Source organism: Pseudarthrobacter sp. NIBRBAC000502772, from assembly GCF_006517235.1.
In the GTDB taxonomy this organism is placed as follows: Bacteria; Actinomycetota; Actinomycetes; order Actinomycetales; family Micrococcaceae; genus Arthrobacter.
The window spans coordinates 692,225-716,700 of the sequence record NZ_CP041188.1; the positions used below are offsets into that span (position 1 = coordinate 692,225).

General features: G+C 63.3%; 23 protein-coding genes. 9 read left to right on the forward strand and 14 right to left on the reverse strand.

Translation table 11 applies throughout. From position 1 onward, the window contains the following. Nucleotides 1-133 precede the first annotated feature (133 nt). From NIBR502772_RS03210 to NIBR502772_RS03220, 3 genes are read right to left on the reverse strand one after another with little or no spacing between them, the layout of a single operon-like run. On the reverse strand, nucleotides 134-916 hold the full coding sequence (locus tag NIBR502772_RS03210) for a GAF and ANTAR domain-containing protein (RefSeq protein ID WP_141139050.1): 783 nt from the start codon (nucleotides 914-916) through the stop codon (nucleotides 134-136). After that, complete coding sequence (locus NIBR502772_RS03215; protein ID WP_141139051.1) at nucleotides 900-1,172, reverse strand: hypothetical protein; 273 nt, start codon at nucleotides 1,170-1,172, stop codon at nucleotides 900-902. The genes NIBR502772_RS03210 and NIBR502772_RS03215 overlap by 17 nt, the downstream gene beginning before the upstream one ends. Then, nucleotides 1,169-1,900, reverse strand: coding sequence for a GAF and ANTAR domain-containing protein (locus tag NIBR502772_RS03220; RefSeq protein ID WP_141139052.1), 732 nt, complete (start codon nucleotides 1,898-1,900; stop codon nucleotides 1,169-1,171). Before NIBR502772_RS03220 ends, NIBR502772_RS03215 begins: the two co-directional genes overlap by 4 nt. Before the next feature lie 477 nt (nucleotides 1,901-2,377). Here NIBR502772_RS03220 and NIBR502772_RS03225 point away from each other — a divergent pair, with 477 nt between their 5' ends. From NIBR502772_RS03225 to NIBR502772_RS03235, 3 genes are all read left to right on the forward strand, one after another. Further along, the gene (locus tag NIBR502772_RS03225) at nucleotides 2,378-3,181 is read left to right on the forward strand and encodes an alpha/beta hydrolase (protein WP_141141908.1); all 804 of its coding nucleotides are present in this window, start codon (nucleotides 2,378-2,380) and stop codon (nucleotides 3,179-3,181) included. Between the two features lie 156 nt (nucleotides 3,182-3,337). After that, nucleotides 3,338-4,063 (forward strand): FadR/GntR family transcriptional regulator, encoded by a 726-nt coding sequence (locus NIBR502772_RS03230; protein WP_371706857.1) that lies wholly within the window; start codon nucleotides 3,338-3,340, stop codon nucleotides 4,061-4,063. Nucleotides 4,064-4,143: 80 nt separating this feature from the next. Next, the gene (locus NIBR502772_RS03235; protein WP_141139053.1) at nucleotides 4,144-4,911 is read left to right on the forward strand and encodes a glucosamine-6-phosphate deaminase; all 768 of its coding nucleotides are present in this window, start codon (nucleotides 4,144-4,146) and stop codon (nucleotides 4,909-4,911) included. A gap of 1,176 nt (nucleotides 4,912-6,087) precedes the next feature. On the opposite strand, the gene NIBR502772_RS03240 is transcribed toward NIBR502772_RS03235, so the two are convergent. Further along, nucleotides 6,088-6,390 (reverse strand): hypothetical protein, encoded by a 303-nt coding sequence (locus NIBR502772_RS03240; protein WP_141139054.1) that lies wholly within the window; start codon nucleotides 6,388-6,390, stop codon nucleotides 6,088-6,090. Nucleotides 6,391-6,638: 248 nt separating this feature from the next. On the opposite strand from NIBR502772_RS03240, the gene NIBR502772_RS03245 reads away from it, so the two are divergent. The 4 genes from NIBR502772_RS03245 (at nucleotide 6,639) to NIBR502772_RS23005 (ending at nucleotide 10,834) form a co-directional block, all read left to right on the forward strand. Continuing rightward, entirely contained in the window at nucleotides 6,639-7,205 is a 567-nt protein-coding gene (locus NIBR502772_RS03245) for a hypothetical protein (protein WP_141139055.1), read from the forward strand. An 81-nt stretch (nucleotides 7,206-7,286) separates the two neighbouring features. Then, entirely contained in the window at nucleotides 7,287-8,606 is a 1,320-nt protein-coding gene (locus NIBR502772_RS03250) for a ParM/StbA family protein (protein ID WP_141139056.1), read from the forward strand. Nucleotides 8,607-9,356: 750 nt separating this feature from the next. Then, entirely contained in the window at nucleotides 9,357-9,761 is a 405-nt protein-coding gene (locus NIBR502772_RS03260; RefSeq protein ID WP_141139057.1) for an SHOCT domain-containing protein, read from the forward strand. 758 nt (nucleotides 9,762-10,519) lie between these two features. After that, a complete protein-coding gene (locus tag NIBR502772_RS23005) occupies nucleotides 10,520-10,834 on the forward strand; it encodes an META domain-containing protein (protein ID WP_371706859.1) in 315 nt (104 codons plus the stop codon). A 147-nt stretch (nucleotides 10,835-10,981) separates the two neighbouring features. Here the strand turns inward: NIBR502772_RS23005 and NIBR502772_RS03270 are convergent, their stop codons facing one another. Beyond that, nucleotides 10,982-11,296 carry a helix-turn-helix transcriptional regulator gene (locus NIBR502772_RS03270; protein ID WP_141139059.1) on the reverse strand — a complete coding sequence of 105 codons (315 nt, stop codon included), beginning with the start codon at nucleotides 11,294-11,296 and terminating at the stop codon, nucleotides 10,982-10,984. A 96-nt stretch (nucleotides 11,297-11,392) separates the two neighbouring features. Here NIBR502772_RS03270 and NIBR502772_RS03275 point away from each other — a divergent pair, with 96 nt between their 5' ends. Further along, complete coding sequence (locus NIBR502772_RS03275) at nucleotides 11,393-12,445, forward strand: SDR family oxidoreductase (protein WP_141139060.1); 1,053 nt, start codon at nucleotides 11,393-11,395, stop codon at nucleotides 12,443-12,445. Between the two features lie 611 nt (nucleotides 12,446-13,056). On the opposite strand, the gene NIBR502772_RS03280 is transcribed toward NIBR502772_RS03275, so the two are convergent. The 3 genes from NIBR502772_RS03280 to NIBR502772_RS03290 form a co-directional block, all read right to left on the reverse strand. Next, nucleotides 13,057-14,946, reverse strand: a complete 1,890-nt coding sequence (locus tag NIBR502772_RS03280) for a glycosyltransferase (RefSeq protein WP_141141909.1) — start codon at nucleotides 14,944-14,946, stop codon at nucleotides 13,057-13,059. Nucleotides 14,947-15,091: 145 nt separating this feature from the next. Next, nucleotides 15,092-16,378, reverse strand: coding sequence for a glycoside hydrolase family 26 protein (locus NIBR502772_RS03285; RefSeq protein ID WP_246848676.1), 1,287 nt, complete (start codon nucleotides 16,376-16,378; stop codon nucleotides 15,092-15,094). A gap of 607 nt (nucleotides 16,379-16,985) precedes the next feature. After that, nucleotides 16,986-17,234 (reverse strand): DUF1508 domain-containing protein, encoded by a 249-nt coding sequence (locus NIBR502772_RS03290; protein ID WP_141139062.1) that lies wholly within the window; start codon nucleotides 17,232-17,234, stop codon nucleotides 16,986-16,988. A gap of 549 nt (nucleotides 17,235-17,783) precedes the next feature. On the opposite strand from NIBR502772_RS03290, the gene NIBR502772_RS03295 reads away from it, so the two are divergent. Further along, nucleotides 17,784-18,605, forward strand: coding sequence for an MBL fold metallo-hydrolase (locus tag NIBR502772_RS03295; RefSeq protein ID WP_141139063.1), 822 nt, complete (start codon nucleotides 17,784-17,786; stop codon nucleotides 18,603-18,605). Nucleotides 18,606-18,839: 234 nt separating this feature from the next. On the opposite strand, the gene NIBR502772_RS03300 is transcribed toward NIBR502772_RS03295, so the two are convergent. From NIBR502772_RS03300 to NIBR502772_RS03325, 6 genes are all read right to left on the reverse strand, one after another. Further along, nucleotides 18,840-19,352, reverse strand: coding sequence for a MepB family protein (locus NIBR502772_RS03300; RefSeq protein WP_141139064.1), 513 nt, complete (start codon nucleotides 19,350-19,352; stop codon nucleotides 18,840-18,842). A gap of 104 nt (nucleotides 19,353-19,456) precedes the next feature. Beyond that, nucleotides 19,457-20,272 carry a hypothetical protein gene (locus tag NIBR502772_RS03305; RefSeq protein ID WP_141139065.1) on the reverse strand — a complete coding sequence of 272 codons (816 nt, stop codon included), beginning with the start codon at nucleotides 20,270-20,272 and terminating at the stop codon, nucleotides 19,457-19,459. Next, on the reverse strand, nucleotides 20,269-20,793 hold the full coding sequence (locus tag NIBR502772_RS03310) for a CPBP family intramembrane glutamic endopeptidase (protein ID WP_168223480.1): 525 nt from the start codon (nucleotides 20,791-20,793) through the stop codon (nucleotides 20,269-20,271). Before NIBR502772_RS03310 ends, NIBR502772_RS03305 begins: the two co-directional genes overlap by 4 nt. Before the next feature lie 39 nt (nucleotides 20,794-20,832). Beyond that, nucleotides 20,833-22,245 carry an amino acid permease gene (locus tag NIBR502772_RS03315; protein ID WP_141139067.1) on the reverse strand — a complete coding sequence of 471 codons (1,413 nt, stop codon included), beginning with the start codon at nucleotides 22,243-22,245 and terminating at the stop codon, nucleotides 20,833-20,835. Nucleotides 22,246-22,512: 267 nt separating this feature from the next. Further along, nucleotides 22,513-23,769, reverse strand: coding sequence for an N-acetylglucosamine-6-phosphate deacetylase (gene nagA / locus NIBR502772_RS03320; RefSeq protein ID WP_141139068.1), 1,257 nt, complete (start codon nucleotides 23,767-23,769; stop codon nucleotides 22,513-22,515). Then, nucleotides 23,766-24,449 (reverse strand): N-acetylmannosamine-6-phosphate 2-epimerase, encoded by a 684-nt coding sequence (locus NIBR502772_RS03325; protein WP_141139069.1) that lies wholly within the window; start codon nucleotides 24,447-24,449, stop codon nucleotides 23,766-23,768. Before NIBR502772_RS03325 ends, nagA begins: the two co-directional genes overlap by 4 nt. Nucleotides 24,450-24,476 lie beyond the last annotated feature (27 nt).

The window sequence follows — 24,476 nt, forward strand, 5'->3', positions numbered from 1 at the left end:
GCCTCCGGCCATTCTGCGTGACCGGCCTCCGGCGGGCCGGATGAGCCTGTTTGTGACCGTTCAGCGCTTCAGGTAAAGCCTAACGTGTGTGGTGGGCTGCGTACCCGGACCTGCACGGATTCAGGCTGTTTGGCTATTCATCGTAGGTGGTGGGGAATTCCCGTTCGCCGCCAATTCCGGAAATGATCATGGCGGCCACCTCCTTTAGTTTGATATTGCGGTAACTGGACGCCTTGACCAATATCTGGAATGCCGCATCGCGGTTGCAACGGTTCTGCGCCATGATGGCCCCAATGGCTGTGTCAATGACCGTTCGGGATTTCAGGGCGGCGGCGAGGTCGTCACGCGCGTCGCGCAACTGTGCGATGTTCAGGGCAAGGTCCAGCGCCTTGGCGGCGATGCCCGTCAGGCCGATGGCCGCATCAATCCCGTACTGCGGGAAGCCATCCGTGTTGGGGGAGTAGAGGTTAATCACCGCCTGCGCAGGAGCCTGCAGAGGCATTGGTACTGCCAGGATGGAGCCGATGCCCATTTGGCGGGCAGCCTGGTTGTATTTCGGCCAACGGACATCGGCGTCCAGATCCGGGACGTGGACCATCGACTCTGTCCGAAGGGCTGTCAGGCAGGGTCCATGGCCGATGCTGTTTTGCAGTTCGTCCAGGTTCCGCGCACGCGCGTCACTGCTGGCCACAGCGACCGGGCGCTTCTGCCGGACTACCGTGATCCCGCAGGACAAATGGTTCCCGGGCTGTGACAGTTGCGTCCCAAGAATCGCGGCGGTGTCCGTCAGGAATTCACGGACGTCGGAGCTTGCCAGGACGAGGTCCTGCAGGTGGAGCACAAAGTCGTGCAGGCCGGCGTCGGCACGTCCATCTTTGCCGGATTGGGGTTCTCGGATATCAAAGTCCTGGGACATGTGCACTTCCCGGTCCGTCCGCCGTGATCTCCTTGATGGCGGTTTGGATGAGATCCATCTGCAGCGGGGCCAATTCCATGAGCTCGTGCAGGTAGGCGTCCACCCCGAGCTGATCGACGTTTCCGCCGATCCCGTAATAGTAGGTCCATAGCGCCGGGAGGCTGATGTTACCGCTCCGGAACTGGGCGGCTGCTAACTTGCGCTGGTCCGCGCCGAAGGCAGGCTGGGGGGTGCCCAGTCCGCCGTCGTCCATCATTTCTCCCCGCCTCCGGTGATGACGGGGATATCTGACGCATGGTGCAGGATGTCCCCGGCGATGTCATGCAGCCGGCGGTTGCTGCTGCGGGAGGCAAGGTGCAGGAGCTTGACGGCGGCTTCATGGCTGCAGCGGTTCTGCACCATGATCAGGGCCACGGCCGAGTCCACAACGGCCCGGGACCGCAGCGCCGACCTCAAATGATCCGGGTAGGGGTCCGAAGGGTGCACGCGGATTGCCAGCCGCAGGATCCGGGAAAGCGATGCAGCGTGCTCCTCAATGGCGGTCACCGTGTCCGGGGCAAACGTATTCAGCTGGGTTGAGTAGCAGTTAAGGGCGGAGCGGGAACCGTTGTCGGTGGGGATGGGGACGGCCAGGATTGTCCGGATGCCTTCGTCTGCGACCGCCCCGGCATACCAGGCCCAACTCTCGTCCGCCTGAAGATCACGGATGAGGACTGTGCGCTGCTCCCGCAGCGCAGTAAGGCAGGGACCGTCGTCGAATGCGTACTGGCGTTCGTCCAGGCTCCGGGCCGTTTCCGTGCTGCTGGCTACCGTCACGGGCCCGGTCTCCCGTTCCACTGTGATGGCACATAGCAGGGGCGTCTCCCCGCCCAGCAAGGACGCGGAAATCGCTGTCAGTCCCAAGAGGAATTCGGTGAAGCCCGGACTTTCAAGGAGTAGGTCCTGCAATTGCTCCGCCGTTGGCAGAGCATCATTCTCGGCCATGCGGCCTCAATTCCAAGCATCGCCGGGGTCACACGACCCGGCTGGCGGCTGAGCGCTCTCTTCGCGCGCGGCCCGTATATTCAACCCCGGACCTACATGCCACCCCGAAATCTCCTACTACTGACACTACGCCCTTCCAGGGCGGCCGCCTGTGGTCCCGGCGAAGTATTAGCAGCCGGGAGCTCCACGGAGCGCCCGCAGGAAACGCGCGACGGCGGCTGTTGCGTCCCGGTAGTCCCTCCAGGTCATCCCGAGGATGGAATTTACGGGCACAAATGTACGGTTTCCTGCTCGGCGACTTTGCCGGGAGGCACCACGCTGTAGGCTCTGCACATGGCTGATCTGCGGCGTCGGACGTTTGTCTTTCGCACGCTGGTTGGTGCGGCGGCCGCGGCGGCCGTTGGAATTCTCGGCGCCGCGTGTTCGCCCGGCGCCGAGCGGGACGGTACCGCCGGTGGCGGTGCCAAGGGGGATGCAGTGAAGCGGCACAAGTACCAGTACGGCGAGGATGCCAGCCAATGGGGCGAGCTCTTCCTGCCGGAGCTGCCGGCCGGCGGCGAGCACCGCGGCGTGGTGGTGGTGATCCATGGCGGCTACTGGCGCTCGCAGTACGGCGCAGAGCTGGGGGAGCCCATCGCCAAGGACTTGGCCGCCCATGGCATGGCCGCCTGGAACCTTGAATACCGCCGGGCCGGAAACGGCGGCGGCTGGCCAAACACGTTCATTGACGTGCTGGCCGGTATCGACAAGCTGGGGGACCTCGCGGCCAAGCATGCCCTGAACCTGGGTCCGGTGGTGGCGCTGGGCCATTCAGCCGGCGGGCATCTGGCCGCCTGGGCTGCCGGTAGGGGGAAGCTTGCCCAGCTGGGAATGCCGGATGCTGACCGCCAGGTGCCCCGTACCTCAGATGCCTCCGCGGTGCACCTCACCGGGGTGGTCAGCCAGTCCGGCCTGCTCAACCTGGCCGAGGCGGAGAGGCTAAACCTCAGCAATGGTGCGGTGAGCAACCTCCTGGGCGGGTCGTCGTCGAAATATCCGCACCGCTACAGGTACGCCGACCCCATGACCGCCCTTCCGCTGGCCGTGCCGGTCATCGCAGTCCATGGATCCGAGGACACCACCGTTCCCTTGGGCCAGTCCGAGTCCTATGCGAACGCTGGAACCACGGCGAACATGGAGACCCGGCTGGTCAGGGTCCCCGGGGACCATTACGCCCTGATCGACCCCAAAACGCCCGGTTACCGGGCGTGCCGCGAGCTTGTTCGGTCCCTTTTGGGTTAGATTCGGCGCTCCTGGGTTAGATTCGGTCCCTCAGGGTTGGAACTTCTCAAAAATACGTTCCCAATATCTAGACATTGGACGTCCCATCTCCTGTACTCTTGAGATGTAGGACAAGTCGCGACCCCTAAGCGCGGCAAGGAGGAGACCCACGTGGCCATCGCATCGCAAGAAGTATCGCCCGCCCGTTTCAGTGCGCAGCTCCGTTCGCATGCCCTGCAGACGCGGATCATGGACCTTATTCTGGACCGCGGCCTGGACGTCGGTGACGCGCTGCCCACCGAAAGTGAGCTCTCCGCCGAGCTCGGGGTGGGCCGCAACACCGTCCGCGAGTCCCTGAAAGTACTGCAGGCTCTGGGCGTCATCGAGATCCGGCATGGCTTTGGCATGTTCGTAGCACCCAACAACTTCAGCGCCCTGGTGTCCGGCCTGACGTTCCGCGGCCGGCTGTCCCTCCGCCACAAGGGCGAGGAAGCCATGGAGCTCATCGACGTGCGCCAGGCCCTCGAATCCGGGCTAATCGGACCGGCCATTGACCTGCTCACCGACGAGCACGTGGCTGACCTGCGCTCCACCATGGAAGCCATGGAGGACGCGGCCAAGAAGGGGGAGCCGATGCATGAGCACGACGCCGAATTCCACCGCCGCCTGTACGCCCCCCTGAACAATGAGCTGCTGATCAACCTCATGGATGTCTTCTGGCAGGTTTACCGCAAGATCCACCTGGCCATCGGTACCGGCCCGGTCAACCTCGAGCAGCAGACGCAGGACCACTGGGACATCTTCGAGGCCGTGGCCAACAAGGACAAGGCTCTTGCGTCCGAACGCCTGCAGCGCCACTTTGACGGCATCCGCCTGAAACTCAAGGATGTCGCGGCCGCCTAGCCTGTTTCCCTCCGCCTTTCCTTCGCCGCCTGCGCCCGGGCGGATTTAGCCCTGCCCTTTTCGTAGAGAGTGCCTTTGCCGTGGAAATTTTCGTTGTGCCTACCGCCTCAGCTACCGGTTCCGTCGCCGCCGGGATCCTCGCTGCCGTTATCCGCAGCAAGCCCGACGCCGTCCTGGGCGTGGCCACGGGCGGATCGCCGCTGCCCATCTACGCGGCGCTCGCCAACCACCGGCTCGACATGTCTTCCGTCCGGGCCTTCGCCCTCGACGAGTACGTGGGCCTGCCCGCCGGACACTCCGAAAGCTACGCCGAAGTTGTCCGCCGCGAAGTGACTGAACGGCTGCACCTGGATCCCGTCAACGTAGCGGTGCCGGACGGAAGCGCCGCAGACCCCGAGGCTGCCGCCGCTGACTACGACGCCGCCATTGCCGGCGTTGGCGGCATCGACGTGCAGATCCTCGGCATCGGCCACAACGGCCACTTGGCCTTCAACGAACCAGGCTCCGCCCTGGACTCCCGGACCCGCGTGGAAGTCCTCACGGAACGCACCCGCGAGGCGAACGCCCGCTACTTCAGCACCCCGGAAGAAGTGCCGCTCCGCTGTATCACACAGGGACTGGGCACCATCCTGGAAGCCCGCCATCTCCTGCTGGTGGTCAACGGCACGGACAAGGCCGGCATCCTGGCCGCCGCCCTCAACGGGCCCGTCACTGCTGACTGCCCGGGGTCGGTCCTGCAGCTGCACCCGCACGTGACGGTGGTGGCTGACGAAGCCGCAGCCTCGCAACTGGCGCAGGGGAGCGGGCAGGTCGCCGTGCGCGTGTCCGGGGCGGCTGCCAGCGTCTAGGCGCTGGCTGTTTGCCGTTCTTACTGCGGATCTGATGTCTCAGGAATGTGTGAATCGCAGCGGTATATGGCGTTGTTCTGGTCCTGCATCCACTTGTGGCTGATTAGTTGGCGCTACCGGCTTCGCTGGATGTATGGGACCGTCTGGAACGAACCTGTCGGTAGGCGCCAGGCCACTTCCCGCAGGTCCGATGACGAACTCCGACCGCTGCTTTGCCCCGTTATGTCGTAGGCGGGGGCCGAGATGACTTTCCGCGGCGGGCCTCCTGCCAGGCCACTGCGTGGGACGGGGTCCTGAAGGTTTTTCATCGCCGCTGTGCCGTCCGCCTCCGCGTTGCGGAACACCGCTTCCGGGCCCACCGGCGGCAGCTCCCGCATTCCTTCCCGGTCAAGGATGATCAGCTCGTCCGGGTAGCAAACGCATCAAAAACTCGATGCTCCGGCCGCCCGCTGATACTTCGGCGCCCGGTCCGATTCCAGCGCCCGGTCCACCGTTCCGCGGGAAACCCTCACGATTCTGCCGATCTCCCGCTTCGAGGGCTTGCCTGTCGAGAGGTGGCGTATCTCCGCCCAATCATCCAAATTGGTCACCTTCCATAGTGGTCGGTGGCCCTATTTTCAGTTGGCGTTCCTGGCCCTATTTTGGACTGGCGTTAACACGACCACGTAACGCTCCTAAAACGGCTTCCCACCATCATCCAAAATGGAAGACGCCGTGCGCCCGGTAATAACAACCGGTTCTCCCTGAACCCGCAGGAAATCAAGGTTTTTCAGGACACGGAACGACGGGAGTGTGCGGACGCCTTCGGAAATTCCGTGCTGTCCACTGTTGACGAAAATGGTCTGTGCGCCCGACTACGGACATCTCTGCACTCGTCTTGGGAAAATGTCAGCTGTGTCGGACACCCTCGACGTCGGCCGGACTCAGCCTGTCGCCCAGTCCGACGCTCGGGGTGCGGCGAGCACATCCACATTGCCGGGTTGAACACTCTCGCCTTCGCTTCGGCGCAGCCTGTCGACCTGTCCGCCGTGTCGGACAGCCTGTCCGACGGAGGAAGTCAGATGAACGAAGTCTCAACAGAAGGCCAATGGGCACCCGCCCAGGCAGGCTACTACAGCCTGCCCTCTGGCTGAAAAAATAGGCCCCACGCGGATGACTTGGGGGCTTATTTCTTAATTAGGTCATTGGCTCAAAATGAATGCCACGGCGACCAGAAGGTCGTGCTGGTGAAGGGATCAGGATTTCGGGGGAGGGTCGCTCCGCCGCGACGTGTTTGGTGAATCCGAGCGCCTCGGCGATGCTTGCCGAGCTCATTCCTTCGTCGTGGGCCCGAATGACAGCTTCGATGAGGAGCTGGTCAACCGCCTCGCTGAGGGTCTTGAGGTCACGAAGAGCAGCTTCGGTCGCGGGTAACTGGAGGTTGACCTGGTGCCAACGGAATTCTTGGGCGTGGCGGCTGGCTTTTCGTTCTGCGCTCATGTGGACAACATTAGTTGTACGGGCAGATACCAACAAAAAAGAAACCGCTGCGCCGAGGCGCAGGGAATAGTTGTAGTGGTGCGTAAGTTGCTCCAAAGTTTCCGATAAATTGCGGGCTAAGGTTGGGTTGTTCCTGACCCAGAACTGACCGCAGGCGGGTTTTATGTGGGTTGAGAGCTACGCGAGCGAGGGGTTCAGCCTGAGTCTCATCATGAACTTTTGTTAATCAGAGAGAGGGGGAGGGGTCCATGGCCAATCTTCAGAGCAAGGTGGCAGCACCCAAGGCGAAGGCCGCTGCTGTGAAAACGGTAAAAACTTCTGCTGTAACAACTGTGAAGCCGCAGCCGCACCGTTTCCGCGTGAGCGTCCCCGCAGCCGATGAGGCTGTATTGGTGTGGATGAATTTGCAGGACAACCCATCGCTGTCTGTTCGGATGCTGATCCGTGAGAGCATCGAGCGCCTGGGCTACGTCGATGTCTTCAACCGACCAGTTGCTCAGCTTCCCATGGGCGGGCGTGCTGTTGGTTCTGAAAAGGAATCAACAGAGACAGAGTGGAATGCAGAAACGGCTGCGGCTCCGGTTGCGTTGGTTCAGCAGGTGGCAACACCTGCTGCGTCCCCGGACCTGGATCTAAACCAGGAGACAAACACCGAACCCGAGATCCTGAGCATCGCCCTGGCAGCCTCGACACTGGTTCAGAAGCCTGCACCAAAACAGGACGACATCCACACTTCCTCCTCGACTACTCCCGAACCGGAGCAGCCTTCTGTCGGACAGCTTGAAGTCAACGACATTTTCTCGATGCTGCGCTAACTCCCGTGACAACTCCCAGCACTTTCTCTTGTATGGCAACCGAGTAACCACACCAAACACTTCCACGAAGGGATCACATTCATGACCATTTCGATCAATCTCACCGGTGGCATCGACGTTGGCAACGGCTACGTCAAGGGCATCATCCGCGGCGCCGGTGCATCACGTACAACCGACGTCGACGAGATCGACCTACCAAGCGGCGTGTCAACGATCACGCGCCCGAACTCTCTGCCGACCCCTGACGGTGAAGCTCCAGCGAAGATGGAAGGCAATTTCTATAATGAGTTGGACGTCAGCTTCGTCTCCCCTCTGGTAAGCAATTATCACCGCAGGCTCTTCGGCCTGCGTGCCCTGAGCGCCCAAGGCGCCTTTGATGAGTTCGACGTGGTCGGCCGTCGCAGCAAGGCCCAGCAGGAGCTGAGCAAGGTTCTGGTCATGGGCGCTTTCGCCGCCAAGGCCCTGCGTGACTACGTGCGTCAGCACGGTGGATTGCCGCCGGCTATCGAAACGTTAAGTGTGGAGGCTCGGGTAGCACTTGCGCTGCCGATCAACGAGTACGTCTCACACCGCACCAGCTACGTAACCGAGTTCATGAGCGGCACGCATACGGTTACCGTGCATAACTTCGAGACTCCCGTCACCGTGAAGCTTAAATTCGTGGATGTACAGGTGCTCCCCGAGGGCGCGTCGGCTCAGTATGCGATCACTGCAAAGGGTGAGCCATTGATGGACGCTATGCTCGCCGATGTCCGCCGCCGGGGTCTGTCGCTGGAGGGCATCACTTCTGGTGACGTGCTTGCAGCCCAGAACACTGTCGGCATTGATATCGGCGAAGGGACAGTCAATTTTCCGGTGTTCACCGCCGGAGAGTTCAACGCCGACGCCTCGACCACGCACAACCGAGGCTACGGTTCGGTTCTTACTGACGCGCTGAAGGCGATGGAGGACCAGAGCTTCTCGCCTGGCTTCACTTCCCGCAAGCAGTTGGCCGAGTACTTGCAGGCCGGAGCGTCGCCGTTGAAGCGTAACTTCTACGACAAGGTCGCTCAGTTCGTGGATGAAGAGATGCGGTTCTTTGCCAAGGAAGTTGCCGAGCGGTTCGGCCGCGTTCTGGCCGTCGTTGGTGCCACCACAGAGGTCGCGTATGTCTTCGGCGGCGGGGCAGGTCCGGTGAAGGCACATCTGTATCCGGCACTTCTTGCTAAGGCCACGGAGATGAACTCGGTGGATGCGTTCCCGACTCTGTACCTGGATTCCTCCTACTCGCGTCACCTGAACCGTGAGGGTCTCTACATTGCCGCCGAGTTCGTGGAAAGCCAAGCCGGCGCCGCACCGGCTGCCAATGGTAAGCGCAGCGCTCGTTCAAGCGAGAAGAAGCTCGTCGAGGCTGCTGTGTAGGTAGCGGGGGTCGGGCGGCCAAGGGCCGGCTGCCGGATGTGCGCCATGTCAGCGGTTCGCGCATCCGGCGGGCCCTGCCTGGCGGCCCGGACCACCGGCATCAGCCCGGGGATATCGCCCCGGCCGGACCATCCTGGGGTGTGATTTTGGGTCGGGCCTCCTGAAGATGCTGCTGCAGTTTGACCTCGGCATCGCGGCGCCGCTAGCCCACGGTGCGCAGCTTCCGGGTGATCGGTGTGATCCCAGGCTGCCGAGGTCAAGCCCATACCTCTGGCGAACTGCAGGCTTTTCTTTGCGGCAGCAATACGGGCCGCGGGGGAAATGCCATGTACTGCGTCCGCTTGTTCGCGGTCCATCAGGGCATCCAGACCAGGGTGTCCCCGGCCCAGCAGGCGGCCGACGCTTCCCTGAGTCCAGGCCGCGCCCGGTTGGCACCGGTGAGGCCCTGGTCCGTGAGCGTCTTCTCCGGCGTCACCCCAAGAGCAACCAGCGCATTGCCAATCCGCAGAAGTTGCGGAGCTGGCAGGAGCCAGATTTGCCTTCATGTACCTGCTCCGCTTCTGTCTGAGTGATCCGTCACGGCTTAGGATCACCCTAACGGGCGACCCTTCACTGCTACTGGGCCGCACACCGGTCGATGAACTGTTCAGATGCATCGCGACACCCGCACAGGGTTGCAGTTGCGGACGCATGCCCCTGACCACGGTCCGCAGGATGTTCAGAAAGCGTTCCGAGGGCTATTCTCGGCACATGAACCAACACTTGGTTTCGGCCGAGGCCGAGGGATACACATTTACGTTCGGCATTAGCCGATCGTCGCTTCGGATAGCTGGGCTGTGTGCGGTTGTTGCTGGGGCAATCCTTGCTGTCTTGATAAACGCAACGGAGCCGTTCCGCATCCCTTTGGGAATTGCGCTGGGCGTCCTCGCGATCACCCCGCTAATCGCATATGCCGTCAACAGCTCATCACGGGCGCATGAGCTGAAGCCGGCGCCGACTAAACGCACCAGGGAGCGACAAGTGATGGCCGGCAAGATAATGGGCAAGAAGTCTCTGGCGGCGGACCTTGCCCTTCTTGCTGAACTCCATGGAAGTGGCGCTCTTTCTGACGAGGAATTTAGCGCCGCCAAGCGCCGCATCCTTGGCAGCAGATAACCCAGAAGTGCGCGCTCTCGATTGAGCCATAAGTGTTGCTCAATGCTGCCAGTTCGGGGAGGGGCAAATATGACGAATCGTCGGTGGGTCCTTGGTATAAGTCTTCTTACACTTGCTTTGGGAAGCTGCGCACAGATCCCCAATGATGTGAACATCGCCACCGGCACCTCCGACCGCTGGCTAGTTGGCGTTTCCGGCCCGAGAAGCGGCGGCATCGACGGATGCCTAGAAGACCCGGTCATCGAGGAAGCAATTGAAAGCGCAAATCTGCCTTCCACGCACCTAGGCATCAAACTTCGAGAAGCGGCGAAAGAAGAAGACGCCAAACGGATTGCAGACTGTCTTAGGCGGGGCTTGAAAAGTGGAGATGTATCTATCGTTAGCCCAAGGACCTGAACCAGCGCTCCAATTTCTTAGCCTCAGTCCCGCAGAGGGTTCGTGCTATGGGACAGTCTTTCCTGCAGCCCTGAGCTGTTTTCCCTTCGGCGTACTATTGCCTCAACACTGGCCATTGGGGGCATATGGAGATCCGGATTTTCACAGCTGCCGCGTTTGCGGTGGCCGGCATAGGCATTGCGTTGTCCTCGTGCGCAGTCCAATCCGTTCCAGAAGGCACGACGAGCCTTTCTGCGGCCCCCTCTGCACGTGACTCGATTCCGGTGACGTCGCCTGCCACTGAGCTACCGCTTGCCTGTTCACTACCAAAGGAATTCCTGGAGACCTGCGGCTCCTACCGCAGCGTCAGTGGATCCGGAATTATGGAGTGGACCGCGGAGCGGCCCGTCACCTTGCGGCTCGACCAGACGCCGGGGTCAGTGCTGGTTTCACTAACGACGCCGTGCAACCCCATCTCGGCTCCCGCAGCAATAAGCTCCGAGACCCTAACCATAAATCCCTCAGGTATGACGGCCGGGGCCAAGGGTTGTAATAGTCCCGAAAAGGGCATGGAAACCGCTGCGGTCAGCTTCTTGCAATCTCAAGTGAACTACACATCTCAGGGCTCACTCCTGCTTCTAGAGAACGTGACTGGTTCCATCGAACTTCAGCTTGAACCTGCCGCACCAGCCAGCTAAATGGTCCGGGGTAGAAGGCCTCGTGGTGCAAGTAGGCGACGATCACGGACTTTCGTCCCGTTTAGGGTTCGCCTTGCAGGCGTGCGTCAGAGCGATATTGCCTAGGGTTCGCATGGCGATCTTGTCGCGAACGGGACGGCGGTGCGGCTAAACGTCGGCGCCGATGGCCTTGCCGAGCTTGGCTATGGTCTGCTCGTTACGTCGGTAGTGGGAGAACTGGCCGATGCGAGTACAGATCACAAGATCCGCGCGTTGCAACGTCGCCATGAACTGTGAGGCGGTGGACTGAGACACCTTTGCACGCGCCTGAATGTGTTTCAAACACACTCCGACCTCGTCCGCCGGCCGATCCTGCGGCGGAAATGAGTTGCCGTCCTTGAGCCAGCTCAGAATTGCCAGGCGGGTTGGGTGGCCGAGCGCTTTGAATGCGCTCACCAGTTGATCGTCACTGAGTTCTGCCATGCCTCCAGAGTAGCCCGACATCGCAATATCGCGATGTCACGATGCTGTGCTACAAATTAGATCGGTAAATCACGTTTTTACGATGAAGGAGGAAGCATGGCACCGAGAACTGCATTAGTCGTCGGAGCACGGGGTGTGATCGGCGGAAACTTGATCGAGCACCTCGACCGCGTGGGAGGCTGGACGATCATCGGACTTTCTCGGCGGGGAGGGGCCAATCAGGGCTCGGTTCGGCATATCGCCGTTGACCTTCTGGACAAAGACGACACCGCTTTGAAACTCAACAGCCTGACTGGGGTCACTCATGTCTTCTATGCCGCGTATCAGGATCGCGCCAGCTGGGCGGAACTGGTGCCGCCGAACTTGGCGATGCTCACGAATGTCGTCGACGCGATCGAACCCGTGGCGCCGAACCTGGAGCACATCAGTTTGATGCAGGGGTACAAGGTCTATGGCGCTCATCTGGGGCCCTTCCCGACGCCGGCCCGTGAGGACGATCCGCCGCATATGCCGCCGGAGTTCAACGTCGACCAGCAACAGTTCCTCGAGCGCCGGCAGGCTGACGCCGCTTGGTCGTGGTCCGCACTGCGACCCTCGGTTGTGGCCGGCATTGGGCTCGGCAACCCCATGAACCTCGCCATGGTGATTGCGGTGTACGCCTCTATCAGCAAAGAGCTCGGCGTCCCGTTCCGGTTCCCCGGCAAGCCCGGGGCCTACACAAGCCTGATCGAGATGACGGACTCAGGGCTGCTGGCGGAAGCTACCGCCTGGGTTGCAACAAACCCCGGCAGCAGGAACCAAGCCTTCAACATCACAAACGGTGACATGTTCCGCTGGTCCTCGATGTGGCCGAAAATTGCCGCGTTCTTCGACCTCGATGTAGCGCCACCTTTGCCGATGAGCCTTAGCGACGTGATGGCAGACAAATCTGAACTCTGGGATGCAATGGTTGCGAAGCACGCTCTGGCCAAGACCCCCTACTCTGATGTGTCCTCCTGGCAGTTTGGCGACTTCGTCTTTGCGTGGGACTACGACGTCATCGCCGACACGTCAAAGTCGAGGCGTGCCGGCTTCCACACATATGTTGACAGCGAAGCGATGTTCTTGAGAATCTTCCAGAGTCTCCGAGACCAGCGACTGATTCCCTAAGCAAGCGGCAGGGGCCTCGCATTCAAAGGGCCTGCCCGGACGATGTTACAAACTTACGCGGCCGCTACTCGGGCTGCGGCTGCGTCAGTCGTTCCCGCTGAGGGATCCGCTCTTTAGTGTCAGTTCGATTTTTGTGGAGGCCGTGGCCACTTCTGGTGGCCGCGTAGCCCGTGATTTGCCCATAGAAACGGAATCAACCGGGGAGCACCCCTTCGGACCCGAGTGCGGCGAGCTTTTCAGGTTCAAGCCCGTGCAAGTGGCTTTTAGCTGAAGCAGCGAGCTCATGGGGGCTTGGCTTTGGGCCAAATCTAGCGAGGAGGCTGGCGGTCTTTCTAATGGACAGTGCGCTGTCTCGAGGCGGTTTGGATAGACCTCAAGGATGAGGTTGCAGAGGGTGCGACCTTCGTCGGAGCCGTGGCCGACGATGTTGGCTGTGATTTCGATGACGGCGGTTTCGAACATGGCCCGGTCCAGCTCGGAAACTCTCCGGCGATTCGCCCGACATTTCGGCCAGCAGGTCGTGGACCATGCCCAGACATTCCGGGTAGGCGCAGGCGTGGAGCTCATGGATCTGGAGGCGTGCACCGCTCATCGAAAGCTGGCCGGATGGTTCAGAGTTGAATTCCATCTTTCTTAACTTCTTCCGTGGGAGTGTATCCCTTGTAGAGAGCGGCTCGGATGATCACGCTGAGGATCAGCAGATCGAACACGACCCAGGCAATGTTGACCAGCGTTCCCGCGGGTGCGCCCAGGCCCGTGAACATCCGGATGAGTCCGGTGATGGCTGCGATGATCAGGGCCGTTATGGCCACGAGCTGAGGGCGGATCAGGGACCAGGGCGGGCCGTCGCCCTGGCGGGTTTTGGGGGTCACCGCGAATCCGAGGTCACGGCCGAACAGGACGTTCCCTGCCGCCGTCGTGCATGCTTTGATCCAGATGGGGAAGAGCGCCACACTGTATTGCTGGCCGCGCCAGGTTTTCCTGCCGCGGGCGGCAACGAAGAACAGCAGCTGGTTCACCACCAGGAACGGGATGAGCCTGGCGAAGAAGTCGATGCTGAATGCATCCACCGGCATGGTTCCAAAGCACAGGAAGATGATGGGCGCGGCGATGTAGATGACCGCGGCAAAGCCGGAGAGGTAGCTCCACATCGTGGAGAAGTACATTAGGCGCTGGCCCCAGGTGAGTCCGCTCTGGAGGAGGGGATTTTCGCGGAGGAACACCTGCATGGTTCCTTGGGCCCAGCGCAGCCGCTGGGTCAGCATGGTCCGGAGGTCTTCGGGTGCCAGGCCCTTGGCCAGGATCTCGTGGTGGTAGACGCTCTCCCAGCCCTGGGCGTGGAGCCGCATGCAGGTGGCCATGTCCTCGGTCACGGAGTTCGTGGCCATGGGCATGACAGGGAGGGCCTCGTCGGAGCGGTCCACGTCCAGGGCCTGGACCATTTTGCGGACCGATCTGATGGCGCCGATGGGTGACCAGTCGCGGCGGGCCAGGCGGTCGATGGCGGCGTCGTCGATGTAGACGCCGGTCCTGCCGTCTCCGGAGAGGCGGGCGATTTCGTCCAGGTCTGCCTGAATGGATGCGACGTCGATCGTGACGATGCTCCTGGCTGCGGCGTCGACCTTGCGCTGGAAGTCGTAGGTGATGGATGCGACGGGTTTGTTCTGGTGCAGTTCCTTTCGTGCGGCCCGGGCAGCGAGGCCGACGTCGTCCAGCGCACGGGTCAGGTGCTCACCTGTCGCGCCGTGTTTGGCGCGTGCCTTGGCGATGACCTTGTCGGCGGCCTTCAGCGTCTGCTGGACGCTGTGCCGTACGCCTTCGACATAGCCGGTGATCCCGATCTGCATGAGGGCTTCGCGCCGGATCATGGCGTTGGAGCCGCAGAAGAACGCGGCGTTCCAGCCGTCCTTGCCTTGCTGGATGGGGCCATAGAACAAGGGTGCCTGGCTTCCCAGGATGTCGTCGTCGGTGACGTTGTGGAACCATTGCGGGGTCTGCACCAGTGCAACTTTTTCGTTGGTGAAGTGGCCCAGCATGCTGTCCACGATTCCGGGTTCGGGGATCTGGTCGGCATCGAGAATGAGGAGGAATTCGCCCTGTGTTGCGGCCAGGGCGTTGTTGAGGTTTCCGGCCTTCGCGTGCCGGCGGTGGTTTTCCCAGTCGGGGGAGCGAATGATGTAGCCGATGCCGGCATCCTCGGCCGCCCGTTTCATGGCGGGCCGTGCGCCGTCGTCCAGGATCCAGGTCTTGTGCGGGTAGCTGATGCGGCTGGCCGCGACGGCGGTGGTCATGACCAGGCCGGTGGGCTCGTTGTAGGTAGTGATGAAGACGTCCACAGTGAGGCCCTCCGGTGGGGCAGGAGGGGTGTCGCGGACGCGCAGCTTCCACATGGTGAGCCCGAACAGGACGGCATCGATGAGGCTGTAGGTTTCGACCATGACCAGCGGCACGCTGATCCAGGCTGCGGACCAGTTTACGGAGAACAGCCAACGCCAGGCCATGTAGTTCACGCCCAGGATTATGGTCACCGTGGTGAGGATCCGGACGACGAGTTGGTGGTTCAAGGAGCGGCCTTTCCAGCCTCGGTTCCGGGTTGCCGCTGCGCGCCCGCACCGGGTAAACCCGGCGCGGGCGCGACGGGCGGAATCAGGAGTTCCTGGCCGCCAATGCCGCGGCGAGGGCGCTGGCCGAGGCGGTGGAGCTGTTGATCCGCCAGTCGACTTCTTTGTTGTGGTGAAACCAGACGAAGGCGGTGATGTCGGACTGGGCGGCGAGGTACGAAACGAGGGCGGTGTTCCAGTCAGCCTTGGAGCCTCCGGCCTCTGCGGAGGCTGTCTCGGAGATCATGATCGGCTTGCCGGGTGCGAGGCTGCGGAGTGCGGTCAGTCCGTCGCCGAAGAGGGCCGATGGCGATGTCCAGGAGCTCCACGATGCGGCGGTTCCCCAGTTGTAGCCGTCCAGACCAACAATGTCGACGTAGCCGGCGCCGGGGAAGAGCCCGGAGAGCGGGGTGGAGCCCCAGTAGGGGACGTTCGGGCTCCAGACCCACTGCACGTTGGTGGCGCCTGTTGCGGCTACGACATCGTGCACGTGGCGCCATGCTGCGGCGTAGTCCCCGGCCTGGTTGCCGTTGGCGGATTCAGCCCAGGGGTACCAGTTGCCGTTCATTTCGTGGGCGAACCGCAGCATGACGGGCTTGTCCCATGAAGCCAGGGCGGTACCCCATTGGGCGATGTAGGTGTCGAAATCTCCGGCGGTGATGCGGTCCAGGGCGTAGGCGGGCTGGTTGGCGCCGTTGCCGCTCCAGAGCCAGGGCTCCCAGGTGATGAGGCTGGTGGCGCCCCGGGCGTCGACGGCGTTCAGGTCAGCGATCGGCGCGGCCTGGCTGAAGTCTTTGTAGGACATGACGATGGAGGGATTTTCGTTGACCAGCGTTGCGACGGCGTCCAGCTCGCTGGTGGCCAGCGGACCTCCGGGCGTGGACACTCCGAACCGCAGCGGGGCCGAGCTGATGGGAGGGTTGAGGGTTGTTGTGGACGTCTCGGTCCGGGCCGCCATCGTGACCGGAGCAGCACTGGCCGTGGCCGCGCTGTCACGGCCGGCGGAGGTGGAGGCCGGGCTATACGTGACGGTGTAGGGTGCGGACGCCGAGGGCTTTCCCGCCTTGGCCGTCACCACAACAGTTGCTGCGGTTGTTGCCGGTATGTTCACGTCCGCCGTGAAGGAACCGTTGGCCCCGGTGGTGAACGGGATGCTCGATGAACCGGCTGTCAGCGTTCCGAACGACTGGCGCGCAAAGCCGGTGCCGGTCACTGAGATGGACGCTCCGGCCGGCCCTGCGGAGGTGCTCAGGGTAATCCCGGCCCGTTCTGCAGCCTCCGATGGCACTGCGATACCCAACACAACAGCCAGTGGCAGCACCAAGCTGGCCACGAGAAACCGAACCAATCGATTCTTACGCACAAACACTCCCCAGCATCAGTGAAAAATGAGGCCCCGGGACGGGGCAAAATGTTGGCCTCGGTGGACGGTAGTCAGGGGTTGCGCCGCGATTCGCATTCGACGAAAGCCACCGAGTTCCCCCAGAGTTTTCACTTCCAAGTAGTCAACTACTGACTTGAAAAGGATCCCCCAGACAATGTTTGCAGGCGGCACACGTTCACACCTAGTGCTGGGGCGAAATCCTTGGCAAACACTGCGCATGCCCCGGCGAAGCTTGGACAATCCTAGGTAAAGCCTGCATCGGCTCGGCGTCCCTTCGAATCTGCGTGAACAACTCCACTCTCGACCCCATCCGGCCTTCCAGCACATGTTCGCGTCTTAGGCCGAGTACGAACGCTCGCGTTTGTCCGAACGCACCAAGGCAGGGCTAGCGGCCGCGAAAACCAGGGCCCGGCATGGCGGAAGTCCGCCGGCGATGACTGCGGCGAAACTTGAGGCAGCCAGAGACCTGCGTCGTCAGGCTAAGAAAACTGCAGGAGATCGCGTATACCTGAGCGTGTCCCACCCGACCAAGGCCCTTGGCCTGCGAACGTGTATGTCAGGACCGGTGTCTGAGGCCATCGTTCGGGGCGTCGCTTAAATCAGTTCCGTCCGCGTCGGGAGTCGGGTCCGAGAGGTCGGTGACCAGGCCCGTGCCCGCACATTCTCGTACGGCATCGATTCCGGCGACGGCTGTTAACTTGTCATCGAAACCGGACGACACGGCCATTACCGTTCCTCTGTCGTCGAGGAGCCGGAACCTGAACTGCGATTGCGCATCAACGAATAACTCAAAAAGACCAGCCATGGTGTTTCCCCCCTGCAGACGGGTGCACCCCGCCCGACAGCCCTCGGTAAGGGCCTGTGAAACCGCCTGCTGCTGGACGGATCCGGACTACTCGAACGCGGCGTTGCGTTGGAAGTGGTCCGTCAATAAGATGTGGCGACCTGCCCGTCATCACTCCTCATCCAACCATGTCGTGTCAGGGGACCCAACAAACGGCCACAGGTTCCTAGGAAGCCGTTTCTCCGGCGGGCACAAACAGCACCGATCAGGGCGCCACCGGTTGCGGCCTAATGGGTGGACCCTAGCTGCTGTCAGACCCAAGGTAATGTCCGGCCTCTCATTTCTCCTCGTCGTCGCTGGCTTTTGGCTTAGCCGTTATCGGCGTCCTCCTTTACGGACAGTCCCGATCCGGTCTCGATCAGGGTCCAGCGATCGCCGAACGCCTCCACCGCGCGTTGATCGGGCACCTTGACTGCGGCTCATCCGCTTCGCCAATAGTGCTTGCAATCTACTACCGCCAGCTAATACCGTCTCGACAAGGGGCTGCAAACCACAAGCGGAAGGCATTTCATGCTGGAGGAAGTCGCTGAGGGCGTTCTGGTTCACGAGAGCGAGTTCATCCAGAGTAATTCCGTTGTCGTGCAGGGCCGGGACGGTGTGTTGCTCATTGACCCCGGTATAACGGGCGACGAAATGTCGGCCCTCGCGAACGACCTTCACGAGTTGGGCCAGCCCGTCGTGGCAGGCTTCTCGACGCATCCTGATTGGGACCATGTGCTCTGGCACGCGAACTTCCGCGACGCGCCCCGTTACGGTACAGCCCGCTGCGCGGCCTCTATCCAAAATTTGCTGTCGAACGCGGACTGGAAGGCCCGCATAGCCGAGGGGCTCCCGCCGGAGTACGCCGAGGATATCCCGATGGATCTGCTGGGTCTCATTACCGGTCTGCCCGCCGATACTGCGCAGATTCCTTGGGATGGCCCCACAGCCCGGATCATCGAACATCAGGCCCATGCCCCCGGCCATGCGGCGCTGTTGATCGAGGAGCGCCGCGTCCTCGTCGCCGGCGATATGCTTTCTGACATCCTGATGCCGTTCCTCGACCTGGAGGCCGCGAATCCGATCGAGGACTACCTCGCCGCGTTGAGGCTGTTTGACAGCGTGGCCGACGACGTTGATGCCGTCATCCCTGGTCACGGCTCGGTCGGCGGAGCTGGGCAGCTACGGGCACGTATCAACCAGGATCGCGCGTACGTGCGGGCCCTGCGAGACGGCGGTGTTCCCGACGACCCGCGTGTCGGCCCATCGGCCCCGTTGGATTGGCTGCCCGACGTACATAGATGGCAACTCCAGCGGCTCGCCCAAAGAGAACAGAACGAGACACCCAAATAGCGGTCGCATACCGGCACTACGGGCTGTCCCGTGCAGGGTTCTTCAAACGGATACCCGCATCTACCGCTGACAGAACAAGGCCAAATGCCGCTAGATTCACAACCAAGCCGGCTGCTGATTGCAACTCTAGTGGCAGCACTTCGCGACAAAGTCTGTCGGATTCGCTTGGGGTGGAGCAGCGCTCGACGGCGGCCCGCCACCTGAGCTGGCCTGACCGAATGTCGCCGAATCCGTCTAGGCCACAACGAAAAGTCGACTGGCTCGCTGCGCATCGGTGGCGGATCCGTCAGCCATCTCGAAGAAGTAATTACACTGCCACTGCTGGGATTTTTTCGCCTGCCGATTCGTCGTAGATGACCAGGGCGGATAGATGCGGAACCCTCGCTTGCCTCCGGCGCCGCCAACGGACACGACGCCGTGCTTGACCAGCGCCGCCTTCGGAAAAGCGAATGCTCCGACTCGGGAATCCTCCCGTACGCAGATCACCAGCACGTCGCTGCACTCCTCCGCGGGCAGAGGTTCGGTCGACCCATCGAGAGAGCGCCGCCACACTGTCACGAATAAGCCCACCTTCGTCGGGGTCAGTTTTCCGACCCTGAAGCGAACCGGAGACCGACCGATTGCCGAGATCGCGGCACCGTACTCAGCGTTGTCGGCCTCGACTTTGGCGGGGGAACAGACGAGGCCGAGGTCGCCGAGAACCCTCATCACCATGGCGACATCCGGATGGACCTGAAGACCTGACATAGCACTCCCATCGAAACGAATCCCCGACAGGAGCGACGGGGCTGTGCGCGAAGAGCTCAGCCCTCACTACCCCGACGATATCCCCACGTGCACAAAAGGCGTGGTCAGGCCTCGGCCTGCGGCAGCACCAGCAGGTAGCCCGCCGGCAGATCGCTGCTCCAGCGTCGCGGCTCGCGGACCACGAACTGCGTCGCCAGCTGCTCGGGGCTGAGCAGGCTGTTGGGCGCAGGCGATGGACCCCACTGCCCGCTGCCGTGCGGGTAGAGCGGATCCTGGACGCGGACGCCGGTGACCGAGAACTCCGGGAACTGGCCGGGATCGCCGAGCGACTCGAACCCGCTCATCACCCAGGCATGGCGGCCGCTCCACATGACCAGCCCGACCGGCCGGCCCGTTTCGGTGATGGCACGCGCCGCCGTTCGCAGCGCGTCCTCATAGTCGGCGATGCTGACAACGGCATATGGCCCCATCCCGACGTCGGTCAGCACCTCTGCCCAACCGAGCGGATTTGCACCGTTGAACGAGTTGGACGACCGTGCCCGGGCCCTCTCCCACAGGTCGCCCTGCTGAGCGCGATCGGCCCACGTGCCGCCCCCCGTGTCATCGATGAGGTTGTGCGCGATCTGGATGCTCGCCGCAACACACCAGTCGAAGGTGTACTGCGGCACGAAGTCCCCCTCCTGGTAGAGGTTCAGGGCAAACGCCTGGGGCACCGCCGTTGGCGTGGGAACCGGCGTCGGTGTGGGGGCTGGAGTCCGGTGAGGGGCGGGGGCGACGTCGCCAGCGGCTGGCCGGGCCGAGGACGTTGCTATCGGTCGATCGGTGGCGGTCTCGTCAAAGCCGATCGCGGGCGCGCACGCCGTGAGGAGCATCGTCAGGGCAACGAGCCAGGCCAGAAGACGGGCAGGGGCACCGGTCATAATCGAAAGTCTAGCGCGATGCGGCCAGGTCTTGACGGGGTACAGAGGCGCCGTTCGCAGGGCGACTGTTGCCCGCCGTCGTTCACCTGGGACGCCTCCTGAAGGAGAAACGCCCGACGGCGGTGGCCGGGCGGGGTGCCTTGCGCCAGGCCCGGCGGTCCAGCGCCACAGAGTGTCAGAACCGCAAGGACGACGACCCCGAAGTAGATCAGCTCCGCGCGGTCGGCGCCGGGACCGGTGAAGCCGAAGGAACCCGTGGTGAAAGTGCCCTGGCTGTTGTGGAACAGGAGCGTCAGCAGGACGCTGCCGCCTGTGCGGTTGAAAAGCAACACATAGAGGAAGGTGATGGCGAACGTCGTCGGCAAGCTGATCAGGCTTAGCCCGCCAAAGAGGACCAGCGGCAGGTGCCACAGGGCCACGAGGACGCCGAGAATGGCTGCGGACAGCAGCGGAGGCCGGGACGCCTGAAGGAGGGGGAGGGCGTAGCCGCGGAACCCGGGGTCTTCGCCCAGTGGGCCCACGCGACGCGCCACCGGACGAGTCGCCGTCGCAGCTGCTGGCTACAGGGCGGGAGTGCGCAGCGACGCGTCTTCGGGTTCGTTGACGTCGTTGGGCTGATGTGGGCTGAGGTTCTTCCGGTATCGCCATACGGCAATGCCGACGACGACGGCGGCGAGTGCCATGGAGAGCAGCAGCGATTCGCGGGTTGCGTCCAGGATCAGCATGCCGATGAGCAGGGCGACGATGCTGGCGATTGCGACCCACGTCAGGTACGGGAAAAGCCACATCTTCATGGCGAGGTCCTTGGCGGCTGCGCCCATGCGGCGGCGCAGGATCAGCTGTGAGGTGGCGATGACCAGCCACACGAAGAGTGCGATGGCGCCGGAGGTATTGACCAGGAAAAGAAATACCGTTTCCGGGGCAACATAGTTCAGTCCGACCGTGATGAATCCGACCACGGTGGATGACAGAACGGCAGCAGCCGGAACGCCGCGCTTGGAGATCTTGGTCCAGGCCTTCGGGGCGTCTCCTCGCTGGGAGAGGGAGAACAGCATGCGGCTGGCGGTGTAGAGACCGGAATTCAGGCAAGACAGGACCGATGTCAGCACGACGATATCCATGATGGTTCCCGCACCCGGGATGCCGAACAGCTCAATGACGGCCACATACGGGCTCTTGGCCACGCTGGCGGAGTTCCAAGGCAGCAGGGTTACGACGATGGCGATGGAGCCGATGTAGAAGACCAGGATGCGCCATACGGTGGACTGGACGGCCTTCTTGACCGCGTCCACGGGATTTTCGGACTCGCCGGCGGCGATCGTGGCGATCTCGGCCCCGAAGAAGGAGAACACCACCACCAGAATGCCGGCGAGTACGGCGCCTGGACCGTTCGGAAAGAACCCGCCGTTCTCAAGGAGGTTGCTGACTCCTGGGGCGGGAACCCCGGGGACAAGGCCGAGGATGGCGGCAATACCGAACAGCAGGAAAAGCACGATAGCCGTCACTTTGATGGACGCGAACCAGAACTCGAATTCACCATAGGACTTCACCGAGCCAAGGTTGGTCAGCGTCAGAAGGACCATGAGCAGCAGCGCCCACACCCATTGGTCGATGCCAGGCACCCAGCGGTGCATAATTGCTGCGCCGGCGGTCGCCTCGATTCCCAGGACGATGATCCAGAACCAGGCATACAGCCAACCGATGCTGAACCCCGCCCAGCGTCCCAGCGCTTTGTCGGCGTAAGCGGAAAAGGACCCGGTTTCCGGATTGGCCGCGGCCATTTCGCCGAGCATCCGCATGACCAGGATGACCACGAGTCCGGCTGCCGCGTAAGCAAGGAGTATGCCTGGGCCAGCTTGCTTAATCGCGGCTCCTGAGCCAACGAACAGCCCGGCGCCAATAACGCCGGCGATCGCGATCATGGAGAGATGCCGTGGCTTGAGTGTTTTTGACAGCTGTGTGTCCGTGTTCATGGTGACGAGGCTTTCGATAGGCGGACCGTCAGGTTCAACGCTGGGCGGCGGGTGACCTGAGCCACATGCCCTATAGACGCTAGACGCCGCTCGCGGAAAGGGCGCTGTTCGTTTGCCCAACCAGGCGGCGCGGCGGATGTGCGATTGCGAAATTCTTGACCTGGAGCCCGCCCTGCTGTGTCCTATAGGTAAACATTGAACACGGTCGCCTATGCACTCTCCGCCAGGCCCTCGTCACCACGGAGCGTCAGGCGGCCACCGCCGGCGCTAAACCCCGACGGCGGGCAGGCCCAGGGTGCGCCCCTCGCGCAGGACCAGGACGCGGCGGAAGTTGCGATCCGCCACCACGACGTCGGCCCGCAGGCCCGCGCGGAGGCTTCCGATTTCCTGCGCCTGGCCGATGATCGCGGCCGGAACCGCGGTGGCTGACAAAACAGCGGCGGCCGGCTCCACACCGGCGCCAATGGTCCGCCGCACAACGTCCAGCATGGTGGCCGTCCCGCCGGCGAGCGTGCCGTTGCTCAGCCGGGCGACGGCACCGCTGACGGAGACGGCTGCGGGGCCAAGCTCGTAGTCGCCGTCGGGCAGCCCGGTGGCGGCCATGGAGTCCGTCACCAGGACCACGTTTTCGGCCCCCACCAGCTCGAAGACCATCCGGACCGTTTCGGGGTCCAGGTGCGCGCCGTCGGCGATGAGTTCGACGGCAATCGTGCCGGCCCCGGCCAGCCGGAGGCACGCGGCGACCGGTCCGGGGCTGCGGTGGTGCAGCGGCGGCATGCCGTTGAAGAGGTGTGTGATCGTGGGGCGCGATACGGTCCCCAGGCCGGATGCCGCCAGCAGCTCCGCCGCCCCGGTGAGGGAGGCCGCCGTCGTCCGCGCGTCCGCGTCAGTGTGGCCCAGCGACGGCGTGACGCCGTGTTCGGCGAGCATGCGCACCACGGCGTCGGCGCCGGGCAGTTCGGGCGCGTAGGTCATGGTCCGCAGGTGGCCGCCGGCCGCAGCCAGCAGCTCGGCCAGCAGGGGGAGGTCCGGCTCGCGCAGGTACCGTGGATCCTGGGCGCCGCAGCGCGCGTGGGACAGGAACGGCCCCTCGGAGTGGATGCCCGCGATGAGCCCTTCATCGGCGAGCAGCCGCAGGGTTTCCAGGCCGCGCAGCAGGTCCTCACGGGACGCGGTCACCGTGCTTGCCAGCAACGTGGTGGTGCCGCTGCGGTGCAGGAAGTCGACGGCGGTCCTGGCAGCCTCGCTGTCGCCGCTGGGGAAGTCGCCGCCGACAGCGCCGTGGCAGTGCAGGTCAACGAGGCCGGGCAGAATCATGCAGCCCGGCGGCAGTTCGAGTTCTTCAAGGCCGGGCAGCGACGCCTCATCAAGACCGGCGCGGGGCCCCACATACGCGATACGGCCGTCTGCGACGGCCACCACTGCGTCGTCCTGGGCCGACCCGTCGGTCAGGACCGTACCGGCCAGCAGGTAGTTCCCGGGCTCAGCGGCGGTGGGCTGTGTTTGTTCCGGCGGCGGGGTCACTTCAGGGCCTCGGCGAACCAGCCGGTGATGGTGGCCGGGTGCGTGATCGCGGTACCGACGACGACGGCGAACGCACCGGCGTCGAGGCACTGGCGGGCCTGGGCGGGGGAGTGGAGGCGGCCTTCGGCGATGAGCGGCACACCGAAGCCGGCCGCGGCGATCTGCTCCAGCAGTTCCAGGTCGGGGCCGTGCGTCTTGGGGCGCTCGCCGGAGTAACCGGACAGCGTGGTGCCGATCAGGTCGGCCCCGGCCTCGACAGCGGCGGCGGCGTCGTCGAACGAGCCGCAGTCCGCCATCACCAAGGCGTGGGAATCCTGGTGGATGCCCGCCACCGTCTGGGCCAGCGTCAGGCCGTCCGGACGCCCCCGGCGCGTGCCGTCGATCGCCACCACGTGGGCGCCCGCGTTGGCCACCGCCAAAGCGTGGCGGAGCGTGGGAGTGATGAAGACGCCGTCGTGCCCGTCCTTCCAGAGCCCGATCACCGGAACCTCCACCGCTGCACGCGTGAACTGCACATCGGCCAGGCCCTGGACCCGGACAGCAGCGGCGCCGCCGGTCACCGCGGAGGCGGCAAACTGCGCCGTGGTGCGCGGGTCCCGCAGGGGCTCGCCCGGGTACGCCTGGCAGGACACGATCAAATGCCCGCGCAGGGCTTCGAGGGCTTCGGGGGTCAGGATCACGGTCGGTTCCTCTGGAAGGTTTGGCGG

Bases quoted from the DNA above. Each gene is read 5' to 3' on its own strand.
- NIBR502772_RS03210 (WP_141139050.1), bottom strand. From the start codon at position 916: ATGTCCCAGGACTTTGATATCCGAGAACCCCAATCCGGCAAAGATGGA.
- NIBR502772_RS03215 (WP_141139051.1), bottom strand. From the start codon at position 1,172: ATGATGGACGACGGCGGACTGGGCACCCCCCAGCCTGCCTTCGGCGCG.
- NIBR502772_RS03220 (WP_141139052.1), bottom strand. From the start codon at position 1,900: ATGGCCGAGAATGATGCTCTGCCAACGGCGGAGCAATTGCAGGACCTA.
- NIBR502772_RS03240 (WP_141139054.1), bottom strand. From the start codon at position 6,390: ATGAGCGCAGAACGAAAAGCCAGCCGCCACGCCCAAGAATTCCGTTGG.
- NIBR502772_RS03245 (WP_141139055.1), top strand. From the start codon at position 6,639: ATGGCCAATCTTCAGAGCAAGGTGGCAGCACCCAAGGCGAAGGCCGCT.
- NIBR502772_RS03250 (WP_141139056.1), top strand. From the start codon at position 7,287: ATGACCATTTCGATCAATCTCACCGGTGGCATCGACGTTGGCAACGGC.
- NIBR502772_RS03260 (WP_141139057.1), top strand. From the start codon at position 9,357: ATGAACCAACACTTGGTTTCGGCCGAGGCCGAGGGATACACATTTACG.
- NIBR502772_RS23005 (WP_371706859.1), top strand. From the start codon at position 10,520: ATGGAGTGGACCGCGGAGCGGCCCGTCACCTTGCGGCTCGACCAGACG.
- NIBR502772_RS03270 (WP_141139059.1), bottom strand. From the start codon at position 11,296: ATGGCAGAACTCAGTGACGATCAACTGGTGAGCGCATTCAAAGCGCTC.
- NIBR502772_RS03275 (WP_141139060.1), top strand. From the start codon at position 11,393: ATGGCACCGAGAACTGCATTAGTCGTCGGAGCACGGGGTGTGATCGGC.
- NIBR502772_RS03280 (WP_141141909.1), bottom strand. From the start codon at position 14,946: ATGGCCTGGCGTTGGCTGTTCTCCGTAAACTGGTCCGCAGCCTGGATC.
- NIBR502772_RS03290 (WP_141139062.1), bottom strand. From the start codon at position 17,234: ATGGCTGGTCTTTTTGAGTTATTCGTTGATGCGCAATCGCAGTTCAGG.
- NIBR502772_RS03295 (WP_141139063.1), top strand. From the start codon at position 17,784: ATGCTGGAGGAAGTCGCTGAGGGCGTTCTGGTTCACGAGAGCGAGTTC.
- NIBR502772_RS03300 (WP_141139064.1), bottom strand. From the start codon at position 19,352: ATGTCAGGTCTTCAGGTCCATCCGGATGTCGCCATGGTGATGAGGGTT.
- NIBR502772_RS03305 (WP_141139065.1), bottom strand. From the start codon at position 20,272: ATGACCGGTGCCCCTGCCCGTCTTCTGGCCTGGCTCGTTGCCCTGACG.
- NIBR502772_RS03315 (WP_141139067.1), bottom strand. From the start codon at position 22,245: ATGAACACGGACACACAGCTGTCAAAAACACTCAAGCCACGGCATCTC.